This is a genomic window from Acinetobacter sp. WC-141 (genome assembly GCF_000313935.1).
Taxonomy (GTDB): Bacteria; Pseudomonadota; Gammaproteobacteria; order Pseudomonadales; family Moraxellaceae; genus Acinetobacter.
In genome coordinates this window covers 72,933-85,921 of record NZ_AMSS01000044.1, presented here as the reverse complement: position 1 = coordinate 85,921, position 12,989 = coordinate 72,933, and the positions used below count along the sequence as shown (strand labels likewise).

General features: G+C 36.9%; 15 protein-coding genes and 1 tRNA gene. 5 read left to right on the top strand and 11 right to left on the bottom strand.

Annotated elements, in window-relative coordinates:
• The first annotated feature begins 99 nt into the window (after nucleotides 1-99).
• From tsf to ACINWC141_RS07835, 5 genes are all read left to right on the top strand, one after another.
• On the top strand, nucleotides 100-975 hold the full coding sequence (gene tsf / locus ACINWC141_RS07855; RefSeq protein ID WP_009389901.1) for a translation elongation factor Ts: 876 nt from the start codon (nucleotides 100-102) through the stop codon (nucleotides 973-975).
• A 65-nt stretch (nucleotides 976-1,040) separates the two neighbouring features.
• Nucleotides 1,041-1,523, top strand: coding sequence for a DUF3465 domain-containing protein (locus ACINWC141_RS07850; protein ID WP_009389982.1), 483 nt, complete (start codon nucleotides 1,041-1,043; stop codon nucleotides 1,521-1,523).
• 104 nt (nucleotides 1,524-1,627) lie between these two features.
• Nucleotides 1,628-2,452: an AraC family transcriptional regulator gene (locus tag ACINWC141_RS07845; protein ID WP_009389796.1), complete on the top strand. Its 825-nt coding sequence runs from the start codon at nucleotides 1,628-1,630 to the stop codon at nucleotides 2,450-2,452.
• A gap of 93 nt (nucleotides 2,453-2,545) precedes the next feature.
• A complete protein-coding gene (locus ACINWC141_RS07840) occupies nucleotides 2,546-3,262 on the top strand; it encodes an AzlC family ABC transporter permease (protein ID WP_009389886.1) in 717 nt (238 codons plus the stop codon).
• A gap of 1 nt (nucleotide 3,263) precedes the next feature.
• Nucleotides 3,264-3,581: an AzlD domain-containing protein gene (locus ACINWC141_RS07835; protein ID WP_009389874.1), complete on the top strand. Its 318-nt coding sequence runs from the start codon at nucleotides 3,264-3,266 to the stop codon at nucleotides 3,579-3,581.
• 44 nt (nucleotides 3,582-3,625) lie between these two features.
• Here ACINWC141_RS07835 and ACINWC141_RS07830 read toward each other — a convergent pair whose 3' ends face one another.
• The 11 genes from ACINWC141_RS07830 to ACINWC141_RS07780 form a co-directional block, all read right to left on the bottom strand.
• On the bottom strand, nucleotides 3,626-4,075 hold the full coding sequence (locus tag ACINWC141_RS07830; protein WP_009389973.1) for an Mpo1 family 2-hydroxy fatty acid dioxygenase: 450 nt from the start codon (nucleotides 4,073-4,075) through the stop codon (nucleotides 3,626-3,628).
• Nucleotides 4,076-4,645: 570 nt separating this feature from the next.
• Complete coding sequence (locus ACINWC141_RS07825; RefSeq protein WP_003650639.1) at nucleotides 4,646-5,257, bottom strand: septal ring lytic transglycosylase RlpA family protein; 612 nt, start codon at nucleotides 5,255-5,257, stop codon at nucleotides 4,646-4,648.
• Between the two features lie 289 nt (nucleotides 5,258-5,546).
• Nucleotides 5,547-6,548 carry a lytic murein transglycosylase B gene (gene mltB / locus ACINWC141_RS07820; RefSeq protein WP_009389972.1) on the bottom strand — a complete coding sequence of 334 codons (1,002 nt, stop codon included), beginning with the start codon at nucleotides 6,546-6,548 and terminating at the stop codon, nucleotides 5,547-5,549.
• A gap of 19 nt (nucleotides 6,549-6,567) precedes the next feature.
• On the bottom strand, nucleotides 6,568-7,710 hold the full coding sequence (gene rodA / locus ACINWC141_RS07815) for a rod shape-determining protein RodA (RefSeq protein ID WP_034678005.1): 1,143 nt from the start codon (nucleotides 7,708-7,710) through the stop codon (nucleotides 6,568-6,570).
• Nucleotides 7,711-7,838: 128 nt separating this feature from the next.
• A complete protein-coding gene (locus ACINWC141_RS07810) occupies nucleotides 7,839-8,489 on the bottom strand; it encodes a hypothetical protein (RefSeq protein WP_009389961.1) in 651 nt (216 codons plus the stop codon).
• A 23-nt stretch (nucleotides 8,490-8,512) separates the two neighbouring features.
• Entirely contained in the window at nucleotides 8,513-9,325 is an 813-nt protein-coding gene (gene queF, locus ACINWC141_RS07805) for an NADPH-dependent 7-cyano-7-deazaguanine reductase QueF (protein ID WP_009389887.1), read from the bottom strand.
• Complete coding sequence (locus ACINWC141_RS07800; protein ID WP_009389974.1) at nucleotides 9,322-10,095, bottom strand: ABC transporter permease; 774 nt, start codon at nucleotides 10,093-10,095, stop codon at nucleotides 9,322-9,324. The genes queF and ACINWC141_RS07800 overlap by 4 nt, the downstream gene beginning before the upstream one ends.
• Nucleotides 10,092-11,027 carry an ABC transporter ATP-binding protein gene (locus ACINWC141_RS07795; protein WP_009389779.1) on the bottom strand — a complete coding sequence of 312 codons (936 nt, stop codon included), beginning with the start codon at nucleotides 11,025-11,027 and terminating at the stop codon, nucleotides 10,092-10,094. The genes ACINWC141_RS07800 and ACINWC141_RS07795 overlap by 4 nt, the downstream gene beginning before the upstream one ends.
• A gap of 116 nt (nucleotides 11,028-11,143) precedes the next feature.
• Nucleotides 11,144-11,220: transfer RNA gene (locus ACINWC141_RS07790), tRNA-Arg, on the bottom strand.
• A gap of 113 nt (nucleotides 11,221-11,333) precedes the next feature.
• The gene (locus ACINWC141_RS07785) at nucleotides 11,334-11,915 is read right to left on the bottom strand and encodes a hypothetical protein (protein ID WP_009389976.1); all 582 of its coding nucleotides are present in this window, start codon (nucleotides 11,913-11,915) and stop codon (nucleotides 11,334-11,336) included.
• Between the two features lie 147 nt (nucleotides 11,916-12,062).
• Nucleotides 12,063-12,749: a 3'-5' exonuclease gene (locus tag ACINWC141_RS07780; protein WP_009389740.1), complete on the bottom strand. Its 687-nt coding sequence runs from the start codon at nucleotides 12,747-12,749 to the stop codon at nucleotides 12,063-12,065.
• Nucleotides 12,750-12,989 lie beyond the last annotated feature (240 nt).

Genomic DNA, 12,989 nt, shown 5'->3' with positions numbered 1-12,989 from the left:
ATGGTGGCAAATTAAGCGTCGAGAGTGCAAACGGCCCAGAGTTTCTTTGGGCCGTTTTTGTTGAAAAGATTTATTTTCTACCGATTTTAGGAGATCAACATGACTGCAATTACTGCAAGCATGGTAAAAGAATTACGTGACCGTACTGGTCTTGCAATGATGGAATGCAAAAAAGCATTAACAGAAGCGAACGGTGACATCGAGCTTGCTATTGATAACCTTCGTAAATCTGGTCAAGCTAAAGCTGCTAAAAAAGCAGGTAACATTGCTGCTGACGGTGCAATCACAATCGTTCAAGAAGGCAACAAAGCAATTTTAGTTGAAGTTAACTGTCAAACTGACTTCGTTGCTAAAGACGAAAACTTCTCTAACTTCTCAAAAGCTGTTGCTACTGCTGCTTTAGCTGCTGGTGAAACTGATGCTGCTAAAATCGCTGAATTAAAATTAGCAGACGGTCAAACAGTTGAAGAAGCTCGTATTGCGCTTGTTCAAAAAATCGGTGAAAACATCCAAGTTCGTCGCGCGAAAATCGTTGAAGGCGAAAACTTGGCTATTTACAAACACGGTTTAAAAATCGGTGTTGTAGTTTCTTATACTGGTGATGCTGATACTGGTAAAGGTATTGCAATGCACGTTGCTGCATTTAACCCAGTAGCTGTAAATGCTGAAGCTGTTCCTGCTGACCTTATCGCTAAAGAAAAAGAAATTGCTGAAGCGAAAGCGTTAGAATCTGGTAAACCAGCTAATATCGTTGAAAAAATGGTAACTGGTTCTGTTGATAAATATTTGAACGAAGTTGCTCTTGATCGTCAAATGTACGTAATCGACAACGACAAAAAAGTTGCTGATGTATTAAAAGCAACTGGTACTAATGTTGCTAGCTTCGTACGTTTCGAAGTTGGTGAAGGTATCGAGAAGAAAGCAGAACTTAGCTTCGCTGAAGAAGTTGCTGCTGCTCAAGCTGCTGCGAAGTAATTCGTATCACAATAAAAAAAGCCCCATTGGGGCTTTTTTTATCTCAGTTAAAATAAAGGCATACAATGACAAATAAAAAGAATCTCAGTATTGGTGGTGTCATAATTTTATTGATTGCTGCATATTTTGGCCTGGATTTATCTGGACATAAGCAAAGTCAATCACCATCCACTATACCCGAAGCTCAGCCCACTGAAACTACATTAGAAAGTAATGGGGTGGACACTATAAAAGCTGCTTATGAGCAGAGACGTAGTAATGTTCAAGTGCAGGGAAGTGGTCGAGTAAAAGCAATTTTAAGAGATGATAATGATGGGTCAAGACACCAGAAATTTATTCTTGTATTAAAAAATGGCCTTTCAATTTTAGTCGCACATAATATTGATTTAGCACCTAAAATTTCTAATTTAAGAAAAGGTGACGTGGTAGAGTTTTATGGCGAATACGAATATAACCCTAAAGGTGGTGTATTACACTGGACACATCGTGATCCACAAAATCGTCATGAAAGCGGTTGGCTCAAACATGATGGGCAAATCTACCAATAAAGCCAAATAAACGAATAAAGAGATTATTTTTATAGAGCAATTTTATTCTATTCAGTTTCTTAAAACATGCTATGGTTTTTTTAATGAATAGATGAGACGTATTTATGCAGCGGGAGCAAGCCGATTATCTGCATGTGCGAGAGCTGGGTGGTCTAGAGTTATTAAAAGCACATTATCACCAAACTCAATTTTCGAAACATACTCATGAAGGGTATTGTATTGGTGTGATTGAAGAGGGAGCACAGTCTTTTTTTAGGACGGGCCAGCTGCATGTAGCTCCTAAAGGCGATATTATTTTAGTAAATGCTGATGAGATCCATACGGGTTCATCTGCTGTTGAGTCAGGTTGGCGATATCGGGCGATTTATCCCACACCTGAAATGTTGGCAGAAGTCAGCCAAGATTTTTTTGAAAATTCCCGAGGGGCACCCTGGTTTCCTCAAGCTGTTATTCGTGACTTGGGTTTGGCTCAACAACTTTGTTTGCTCTTTGATTTATTAGAACAAAAAGATAATTTCCTGCTTAAAGAAACAATGTATTTGTCTACTTTAGCCTGCTTAATGAAACGACATGGTAAATCAAATCATACTTTTTGTGAGTTGCCAGAGGCATATTCAAAAATATTAAGAGTTAAAGAGTTGCTGGTAGAAATGCCTGAAACAAACTTTTCTTTACAAGATTTGGCCGACATGGTGGGTTTGAGTGCATGGCATTTCTTAAGACAATTTAAAAAATATGTAGGTTTGCCACCTCATGCCTGGCTTGTTCAAGCACGCTTACAAAAAGCAAGGCAATTATTAAAACAGGGTGACCAAATTGCGATGGTGGCACAGCAATGTGGTTTTTCTGATCAAAGCCATTTTAATCGTCACTTTAAAAAAGCAATGGGAGTGACCCCAACTCAATATGTAGTCAGTCTAAATAACTAAATTATTAAAAATTTATTTACAGCAATTTTATTCAATATAAATCAACTCTCATTACGCATTTTATAGAGAGATCTTTTATCTTGGATTTTATATATGAATATTCAGCTTCATCAGTTGGTGAGGTTTCCAAAAAATAAGCCATCCTATCTTTTTTTACGTGGTGCAATGGATATTTTGCCCTTGTCAATCTCTGTTATTCCGTGGGCAATTTTAGCCGGATCTATGGCAATTCATGCCGGTTTATCTTTTTATAAGGCGCTTGCAATGTCAGGAATTGTCTTTGCTGGGGCAGCTCAATTGGTTAGCTTAAGCATGGTAATGGAAGGTGCATCCGCTTTTACAATTTATGTGACGATTTTCTTTTTAACGGCTCAGCATTTCATTTATGCATTAACTTTAAGAAATGACATTTCTGCTTTGTCTCTTTCGAAACGATTAAGTTTGGGTTTTTTATTAACGGATGAATTATTTGCGGTGTGTGCATCCGGTGAAAAAAGACAGCCAGAATATCTGTTGGGTGCAGGTTTGTCTTTTTATTTATTCTGGGTGGTTTTTAGCTTGGTCGGAATACTTTTGGCAACAGTGATTCCTGATTTACTAAATTATCATTTAGATTTTTCAATTGTGGCTATTTTTATTGCCATGATAGTGCCGCTATGTAAGGGCTTACCTGTAGTTGTGGGTGTACTAATGACTTGTTTAAGCGGATTTTTCTTTAAATTTTATCAAGTTGAAGGAGCAATTTTACTTTCAGGGTTAATAGGGATGTTGGGTGCTGTGTTAACTGAAAAAATAGGTAAGGAGCAATAATATGTCTTGGTTTATAATTTTAGGTTTGGCAGCAATCGTCTTTTTTAATCGTTATTATTTTTTAGAGCCCAATGTTAAAGTTAAATTACCGCTTATTATGAATAAGATGCTTAATTATTCTGCACCCTGTTTATTAACCGCAATATGTATTCCAATAATTTTCTTTGAGGGCGATAATTTAAAGGGAATTCTTGATAATCCTTATATTTATGCAGCAATCTTTTGTGTTGCGATTGCCTTTTATCTGAAGAGGGTGCTTTTAACTGTTATTGCCAGTTTGATTTTTTTCTATTTTATATATTTTCTAATAAATCAGTAAAATGTAAAAAGCTGAATCGAAATGATCCAGCTTTAATTGAACATTTAGGAAATAGCGTGTTTTTGTCTGCTTTTCCATTTAGGTAAGACTTTCCCGAGATAAGCATCCATGCACCAGACTGGGCCAATGAGTAGAAATTGTAAATCTTTAAAGAAAGATGGTTTTTTACCCTCAATTTTATGGCCATAAAACTGTCCGACCCAAGCAATCACAAAAATAGCAATATAAAATCCTACTCCTACAGGTAGGGTATAAATGAGCCACGCCATAACAACCAGTAAAGCAGCCATTGCAACAGCAAGTACAAGATCTAAACGGGCATAAAATACTAAAGTGAGTACAAGTAATAGAGCAGTGAGTAAGGTGCTGAAATGGGCAATGATTCCAATAATAGAAAATAAAATGGCAGGAACGCAGAGCCAGTGAATTTTTTTATTGGTTGGGTTCTGATGACTTTCGCTATATTCATCAAACCATTCTGTAACGGATTTCATTAATGACACACTCCTTGTTTTAACTTTGAATTATTTTTTCTGATTATATTTTATCCTGTTCTTCGGTTAAGCGACAAGAAACCGATACTATTCAACTATAGAAACCTCGCAATACGTGTTTAAAAAAATCATGAGAAAAAACGTAATGCCTAGATTATAGAAAAAGTACTCAATCTAACCTTGAGAATGATGCAATTTTTCAGAATATTTTTTATTGGTTACTAGAAGATGAAATCATCAAAAAAAGTGCAATTTTGAGATGGGTGGGAAAATTATATAAAAAAGCTCTACTCATCTACTCTAAAAACGCCATAAATAGCCCTAATTTTAGGGAAATGGTACTAGGGTAGCGCAAATTTAATAAAGTCGTGCTAAGCGCAATTTAGAGGCTAAATTAGCTTGAGGAAAATAAAGGTAATTTTTTGTGCAAAAAATGTGCAAATTTAAGGTTGGAGAAGGGCTAAAAAAGAAATTTTTTTAACCTAAATTAGAAATTATTTTTAAAGTTTAAAAAAGAAAAAAGCCGCAGAAAGAATTGCGGCTTTTTACATGAACTCTAGAGGCTATAACTTATGAAGTTGGACCATCAACACGTTCAATATTTACTTTTGCAGTTCCAGCATTGGTAATGCCAAGGCGTTTAGCTGCACCGTATGATAGGTCAAGTACACGATTGCCATGGAAAGGACCACGGTCATTTACTTTTACAACCACACTTTTACCATTGTCTTTATTGGTTACTCGGATGTAACAGTTCAATGGTAGGCTACGGTGAGCAGCAGTTAGAGCATTCATATCGAATGTATCACCACTTGCTGTTTTACGACCATGAAATTGACGACCATACCAAGATGCCATACCAGTTTGGCTAAACTTACGAACAGTGTTTGAAGCTACTGTGTTAAGTTTTTCAATCACTGAAGGCTCATCTTCAGGGATTTCAATTTTTGCTGCGATCGCTTGACGACGGATTTGGTCGCCAGAACGTTCAGTGATTGAAAGACTGTTAATGTTAGAAAAACGAGAATTAAAATTTTGAGTATCTTTACTCAATACACGAGCTGCTAAATTAGAACCATCTACATCACTATTTAATGATGAGGATTGCACCATTTCAGCGTGCAATGGGGCCATACTTAAACTAGCCGTCAGTGCAAGAACGTATTTCAGCGATAACTGCATTTGTATAAACTCCTGAGAACATGTACTTTTTTCTTTCAGCTATGGGCTGAAATTTAAAGTGAACATGTCTTATTATTCACTTTTGCAATTGCTACATTGGGGTGGATAATATTCATCGCTTACGGAGAGTGTCTAGTCTTTAACGAGAAATCGTTACAAAAAGGGCAAAAACTTACAGTTATAGGTTAAAAAGTAATCAAAAGTGTAACAAGAAATTAAATTTGTGCATATTGTGAACTGTTTAACAAAAATATTTATTGACTTTTACATAACTCATAAAAAAGATAGCCTATCGGCTAGCCACTTCAGTACCTAATAACCATACAGCGGTAGCATACATACGGCTCTTATTATAGGTCGTAATCACTTGAAAATTCGGGTAAGTTAAATAGTAAATTGGACCGTTATAGTCTTGTAATTGAATAACATTCACCATATCCAGATCATCAATTTTAACTAAAGGATTTAATGGTGAAATCCCTAGTGTTTTTAATGCACCATATGGAAAAGGCTGAGTTAAATCTTTAGCAATAACACTTTCTGGATTTGATCCCGTGTAACGCGCCATAAATCCGATAGGTTGATCGCGTTGCCAACCTTGTTTTGCTAAGTAGTTTGCGATTGAACCGATTGCATCTTCGGCAGAGTTTCTTAAATCGATGTGTCCATTACCATCATAATCGACCCCATATTTACTAATATTGCTCGGCATAAACTGTGGATAGCCAATTGCACCTGCATAAGAACCTACAATACTATTTGTTGGGTAGCCTTCTTTATAAGTCCATGCAATAAGAGCAGCTAACTCATCACCAAAATATTCAGCACGGCGAGGGTACCCAAAAGCAAGGGTGGCTAAAGCATCACGTGTAATAAAAGAACCTTTATTTGCGCCATAGCCTGTCTCGACACCCAAAATACCCAAAATGACAGCTTGGGATACACCATATTGTTGTTCAGCGCGGTTTAAAGCATCTGCATATTGGTTTTTAAATCGGACGCCACGTTGAATTGTCCCTTCAACCAAAAACATAGAACGATAGTCATACCAAGGTTTGCTTTCACCTGGACGAGTCATAATATTTAGAATGTTTGGTAAATTTTTTGCACCATTCATTGCGGCATCAACTTGATCGCCACTTAACCCATAAGCGCTCATGGTTTTTTGTTTAAAATTTAAATAATCAGGATGTGTTGCAAAATCGTTGGCCTGGGCGAAATGACTTGTACTGATTAAACCAGTACACAAAGCGAGCATTTTTAAAGTTTTATTTAAGTGTTGAGACAACATATCGTTTTAAAATTCCAGATTATCGATGTGTATGAATGGACATGACTAAACCAAAGGTGGCCATTAAAGTAATAATAGCTGTTCCACCATAACTCATAAAAGGTAAAGGAACACCTACTACAGGTAAAATACCACTGACCATTCCCGCATTTACAAATACATAAACAAAAAAAGACAAACCAAAGGCGCCAGCGACTAATCGTCCATAGTTATGGAAGCTTTGTAAACCGATTTGGAATGTTCTAAAAATAATAGCAAAATAAAGAATAACTAAAATAAGTACGCCAATGAGCCCAAACTCTTCGGAGTACGCAGCAATAATAAAGTCGGTATGACCTTCGGGTAAAAAGTGCAAATGTGATTGGGTGCCTTCAAGAAATCCTTTACCTGAAAAACCACCCGAACCAATTGCAGTTTTAGATTGAATAATATTCCAACCTGTACCGAGTGCATCTGCCTCAGGATCAAGCAACGTTAAAACCCTTTGACGTTGATAATCGTGTAAAAGAAATTCCCAAGCAATCGGAATAATGACCGCAGCGCAAGCTCCTGCAGCACCGATCATACGCCATGACAGTCCACTTAAAAATAAAACAAATATGCCACTTGCTAGCACTAACACTGATGTTCCTAAATCTGGTTGTTCCGCAATTAATAAAAAAGGAATACCAATTAACATTAGTGATAAAATAACTTGTGAAAAGCTAGGGGGAAGAGGCTTACGTGCTAAAAACCATGCGACCATCATGGGCATGCCGATTTTCATGAACTCACTGGGTTGAACACTTCCGAAACCGGGAATATCAATCCAGCGCTGAGCACCCATTCGGACTTCGCCAAACACCATGACTGCCACAAGTGAAAATAAGCCAAACAAATAAAAATATGGTGAAAAAGCTTGATAGACCTTAGGCGGAATTTGGGCTAAACCAATCATCACGATGAAGCCAATACCAAAACTCATGGCTTGTTTACTTACTAACCCTACATCCTGTGCAGAAGCACTATAGAGTACGGTTAGCCCTAACAACGCATTTAAGAGCAGAAATAGGCATAACCAAGGGTCAACATGGAGTTGTTGCCACTTTGACGGTTGCATAGCGGTGCTAAGACCATCTCGAGGAGCTTGGCGTAAAAATTTATATTGTGGACTAGGAGACATGCGGCGTTAACTAAGGTCAATCAGTGCTTGGCGCATGCTAACATAAACGTGGTTAATGGCAATGTATATCAATATTTTGCAATAAAAAAACCTAGCTTTCGCTAGGTTTCCGATAGTCTATTTTTTTATTAGTTAAAGAATAAACCATCATGGTATTCAGCCATCGCTTTAAGTTCAGTACGATTTAAGCTTGGAATCAGTTTGTCGATTGCAATGTGAACAGCTTTTGTTACGGCTGCTGCACCAATATCGGCTGCTTTACGCTTAATCATGCCGAGGTCTAATGTTTTATTAAAATCAGACATGAAGTGTTTGATCATGGCATCGCCGAATTGTTTATATAATTCCGCTAACGCAGCTTTATTAATGTCATTGCCTGCTTCAAGCTCAGTAAAGTTATGCTTAAGGTTAGTTACTAAACCTGCATCTAAATTTACGCCTACTTTATATTGGCCTTGTGGGTCTTTAAATAAGCTTTTTTCAGAAAACTCTACTGACTGTTTAACTACATCATTTGGTGCTTTGCTTAACAATTGCTTTAAAAGTACGGCAACTGTAGATTTGACATAACCAGCAAGTTTTTCGGCAGTATCGCGTTTTTCACTCGCAGGAAAATGCTGAACTAACTGAATTAAGACATTATCAATAATTTCTTCATTGAGTTGTAAAGCAATCTTATCGCGAAGTGGATATAAAGGTTCACTAGAATTTTTATTCTCAATTCCAGTTTGTATATCGTTCAATAAGCCTTCAGAAGGGGTAAAACCAAAAAACGGCATGGTATATCCTCAAATTATTCGTTTTATTGTCGTGCCAATCGAATCGGTTTTGGCATCCATGAAAGATCCGATACTCGGCAAGGGTTAATATCAAGTCCGCCGCGACGAGTATAAGTTGCATAAACCATCAGCTTTTCAGGCTCTAGATTTTGCCAAATATCGGCAAAGATCTGTTCGACACATTGTTCGTGAAAGCCGTTATGCTGACGGTACGAGATAATATAAGCTAAAATACTACGATAACAAGGTTTTTTGCCTTTAAAACGAATAAAAACTGTACCCCAATCTGGTTGTCCTGTGACTGGGCAGTTACTTCTCAAAAGATGAGAATACAGTTCAATTTTAACTTCTTCATCAGACTCATCTCTTTTTAAAAGAGTCGCATCTGGATGTTGCTCTAAACGCTCTGGGTTTAGATCATCAATACAAATGCCTTGAGGTTTAGAAATATCTAAATCATCAACCTGAAATAGGGTTAATTCAACTTTTGCACCAGCCGCCGTAGAGAGGTCTTTTTCAACCGTTTCAATGAACGACTCTTTCGAATCAAATTGAGTGAAATTAAGACTATTGAAGTAAAGTTTTAATGACTTTGACTCAATTAAATTTGGTGAAGAAGCAGGCAATGTAATTCTGCCAATTGCAACTTGCGGGATAGCATGAGCGTTTAACCATGAGATTTCAAAAACATGCCACCAATCTTTACCTTGCGTAATACCTTCAATGTGCGAGTAAGCTTCACGAGACTGAGCACGGGCAATTGGAAATAAAACATCAGGTTGATAGTTAGTTGGATATTGGGTTTCTTTACCCAATAAAGACTGTTCGACACTCATTCACGCATTCCTGAACCACGAGCAAGTAAATAGTAAGCAATTCCGTAAAGTACAGCACAGCATAATGTCACAATGATTAAAGAGAACGTAACGTTCACATCACTATGACCCAAAATGCCGAAACGGAAAGCATTGACCATATACACAATAGGGTTAATTAAAGAAAGTTTTTGCCAAAAAGGACCAAGTGCACTAATGGCATAAAACACACCACCTAAATAAGTTAGAGGTGTAAGAACAAAGGTGGGAATAATAGAAATATCATCAAATGATTTTGCATAGACTGCATTAATAAAACCACCTAATGAGAAAAGAACCGAGGTAACTAAGACTGTATATATAGTTACGAACCAGTTGTGTATAAAAAGGTCGGTAAAGAACATGCTCATTGCAGTCACAATTGTACCAACTAATACACCACGGCAAATACCACCAATCACATAGCCCCACAAAATAATATGTAGTGGCACAGGGCTCATGATGAGTTCTTCAATGCTTTTTTGGAATTTTACACTGAAGAAACTGGAAGAGACGTTGGCATAACTGTTTGTAATGACAGCCATCATAATTAAGCCGGGTACAATAAATTGCATATAGCTCACGCCACCCATTTGTCCAATGCGTGAACCCACCAGATTACCAAAAATGACAAAGTACAAACTCATTGTAATTGCGGGTGGTAATAAGGTTTGGGGCCAAATGCGTAGAAAACGGCGTACTTCTTTACGAACTATGGTCCAGAGAGCAATTTGTAGTTGGCTAAAATTCATTTTGCCTCTCCTTCAAGATTTTTCTCGACCATTTTGACAAACAATTCTTCTAAACGGTTTGATTTATTACGCATACTACGAACACGAATACCTTGAGATTCTAATAGCTGGAATAGGTCATTTAATGTATGCGCTCTATCCATTGTTACTTCTAAAGTATTGCTATCAATTAAGTTAAACTTTACACCAATAATGTTTAACTGAAGCGGCCCAATCGGTTCGGCTAAATCGAAGATAAATGATTCTTCATTCATCTGATTAAGGAAGCTCTTCATGCTGGTATCTTCTTTAATTACACCGCGGTCAATAATCGCAATGCGACGACACAACATTTCTGCTTCTTCTAAATAGTGAGTCGTTAAAATAATAGAAGTACCACTTTCGTTCATTGCGGTCAGAAAATCCCACATAGAACGGCGTAATTCAATATCTACACCAGCAGTGGGTTCATCTAAAATGAGAAGTTTAGGCTCATGCATCATGGCACGGGCAATCATCAGACGGCGTTTCATACCGCCAGAGAGCATACGTGCTTGTATATTGCGTTTTTCCCACAGACCGAGTTTTTCTAAATAATGTTCGGCACGTTTTTCTGCAATCTTTTTGTGGATACCGTAATAGCCAGCTTGAGTGACTAAAATATCGAATGTTTTTTCAAACTGTCCGAAGTTAAATTCTTGGGGAACGACGCCAAGCTGCTGTTTTGCCAGAGATGGATGGGTATCGAGATTGTGCCCAAAAATCTCAACTGTTCCAGCGGTTTTTTTCGTGAGGGAGCTGATAATACCAATGGTTGTTGATTTGCCGGCACCATTTGGGCCTAACAACGCATAAAATTCACCTTCAGGCACAGTGAGGTTAATACCTTTTAACGCCTGAAAACCATTACGATATGTTTTGGACAAATCTCTTAAAACCAAAGCATCAGTCATGAAATTCTCACATTATGAAAGAGGGGTATATTTTGAGCGATAATGATTAATAAACCAAGTAAAATAGTCGGAATTTTTTAAAATTAAGATAAATTGAGAAATTATTATATAAAAGCTGGTGCGCCCGGCGGGGATCGAACCCACGACCCCAGGTTTCGGAAACCTGTACTCTATCCAACTGAGCTACGAGCGCATGCGTGGGGCACATCATAGGAAAAAAACACTTGCAGGTAAAGCACGAAATACATGCCAAGTGGATTTAATGCTTAATTAAACAGCAAGTTGTTCAATATTTTATATACTTTGTTAAAGAAGCTGAATTGAATAGGTAATTGTTCGTAAAGCGCTTGCAAGCTCCTGAGGGGGAATCCGTGATTCTTGCAAATTGGTAATCCATTGCATCTGACATAATTTAAGCTCTTGTATTGTTGTGGATTTCTCTATTTTTTGAACAAGTGGTTTAGTCATTAGCCCACAATAGCCACTAAGTGTTTTCATCATTAACAGTTGTATTTCTTCGAAAGAAAGAGTCTGGGGTGGTATTGCTGGTTGAGAAAGCTGAATTTCTCCCTCAAGATAAGGAGTTTGCTCTATAGAGTTAACAACAGATTCTTTTTGATTTCCTTCCATTTTATTTATTGGTGATGTGTTTAAAATAATTTCTTCACCAGTAGATGCTTCGGTAGAGGCAATTGGGGCAATAAGTTTTAAGTCTATAAGTTGTTGAATGAGTTCTGGAGATGCAATACGTTTTTTAAATTCACTATTTAAGTTTTGAAAATCTTCATGGTCTATTAACAGTAATAAACGTCTTTGTTTTGCATTTAAAACTATATTGCGTTGTTGAAGCGCAACTCTTCCCAAATTGGTTCTATAAAAACCAGCCATCGTTTTTCCCCAAATAAAAAATAAATCTGACTGTTCAATCTTCTGAGTTGAACAGTACTGTTTTTAATAAAATATAAATGGGGTTAACAATAAAACCTAAAAATGACAATATGATGAATAATCTATAAATATCATTTGGTTAAATTATTAAAAAGCATTTTCTAATGCTTTGCGAAGATAAACATCGAGCTCATCTTGGCGTAATAGCCATTGAATATAGTCTTTAGGAAGTTCAGTAATTGCTGTGCCTTTATGCTTACCAAAGTTAACAGTAGTGGGGATACGTGCTTCTTCAGAAACTCGGTAAAGCTCTTCAATATCTTGAATATTTAAATGATAGACAATATGCATCAAAATATTAGCAGTCAAAATAATATCCGCATCAGCACGGTGAGCACCTTTAAGCATTTCCCGGGCTTTACTGCTGCCTTGAGAAATCATATAGATGAGTGCTGAAATGTTATGAGCTTCTGCATCAGGCCAAGTTTTGCGCGCTAAAGCTAGTGTACAAATTGGTTTAATATTTGATACATCTACACCGCAACGAGCAATCGCAGCAATATCATAATCAATATTGTGTCCAATAATATAAGTTGTAGTTTCTGGCAATTTAAAGGTTTTATAGTGGGGCTGGTTTTCTAAATCTGACTCTAATATATGATGAACTGCCATAGCGGCATAAGAAATAGGAGCTCCCACTTGATAGAGCTGATCAAACAATTTGCTTTTATCTAAGGTGAGTTTGCCTTCATTAAGTTCAATCGGGGCATACGCAATTTCAATAGGCAAACCATTTAATGTATGAGTTTCTGTATCTAAAATAATGGCTTGCATATATGGCTCTTTAAACAATCACGAGTAATCAAGAATGTTAACAGTTGGCTATTCACTTTAAAACATGAAGTGAGGCCAGAAAGTAGTGAGAACGTTAATTTATATTAAAAATAAAGTTTTCAGAGATTAATTTCATCCAATAGAACTTGCGAAAAATAAAGATTAGGCGTAATTGTTTTTAAGGCATTAGAAAATGTTGATTAAAAACTAAAGCACAACAAAAATGGAATTTAAGGGATA

Excerpts from the sequence above, each read along its gene's own strand:
- tsf (WP_009389901.1), top strand. The coding sequence starts at position 100 with ATGACTGCAATTACTGCAAGCATGGTAAAAGAATTACGTGACCGTACT.
- mltB (WP_009389972.1), bottom strand. The coding sequence starts at position 6,548 with ATGTTGTCTCAACACTTAAATAAAACTTTAAAAATGCTCGCTTTGTGT.
- ACINWC141_RS07845 (WP_009389796.1), top strand. The coding sequence starts at position 1,628 with ATGCAGCGGGAGCAAGCCGATTATCTGCATGTGCGAGAGCTGGGTGGT.
- queF (WP_009389887.1), bottom strand. The coding sequence starts at position 9,325 with ATGAGTGTCGAACAGTCTTTATTGGGTAAAGAAACCCAATATCCAACT.
- ACINWC141_RS07785 (WP_009389976.1), bottom strand. The coding sequence starts at position 11,915 with ATGGCTGGTTTTTATAGAACCAATTTGGGAAGAGTTGCGCTTCAACAA.
- ACINWC141_RS07840 (WP_009389886.1), top strand. The coding sequence starts at position 2,546 with ATGAATATTCAGCTTCATCAGTTGGTGAGGTTTCCAAAAAATAAGCCA.
- ACINWC141_RS07795 (WP_009389779.1), bottom strand. The coding sequence starts at position 11,027 with ATGACTGATGCTTTGGTTTTAAGAGATTTGTCCAAAACATATCGTAAT.
- ACINWC141_RS07850 (WP_009389982.1), top strand. The coding sequence starts at position 1,041 with ATGACAAATAAAAAGAATCTCAGTATTGGTGGTGTCATAATTTTATTG.
- ACINWC141_RS07780 (WP_009389740.1), bottom strand. The coding sequence starts at position 12,749 with ATGCAAGCCATTATTTTAGATACAGAAACTCATACATTAAATGGTTTG.
- ACINWC141_RS07810 (WP_009389961.1), bottom strand. The coding sequence starts at position 8,489 with ATGCCGTTTTTTGGTTTTACCCCTTCTGAAGGCTTATTGAACGATATA.
- ACINWC141_RS07825 (WP_003650639.1), bottom strand. The coding sequence starts at position 5,257 with ATGCAGTTATCGCTGAAATACGTTCTTGCACTGACGGCTAGTTTAAGT.
- rodA (WP_034678005.1), bottom strand. The coding sequence starts at position 7,710 with ATGTCTCCTAGTCCACAATATAAATTTTTACGCCAAGCTCCTCGAGAT.
- ACINWC141_RS07835 (WP_009389874.1), top strand. The coding sequence starts at position 3,264 with ATGTCTTGGTTTATAATTTTAGGTTTGGCAGCAATCGTCTTTTTTAAT.
- ACINWC141_RS07830 (WP_009389973.1), bottom strand. The coding sequence starts at position 4,075 with ATGAAATCCGTTACAGAATGGTTTGATGAATATAGCGAAAGTCATCAG.
- ACINWC141_RS07800 (WP_009389974.1), bottom strand. The coding sequence starts at position 10,095 with ATGAATTTTAGCCAACTACAAATTGCTCTCTGGACCATAGTTCGTAAA.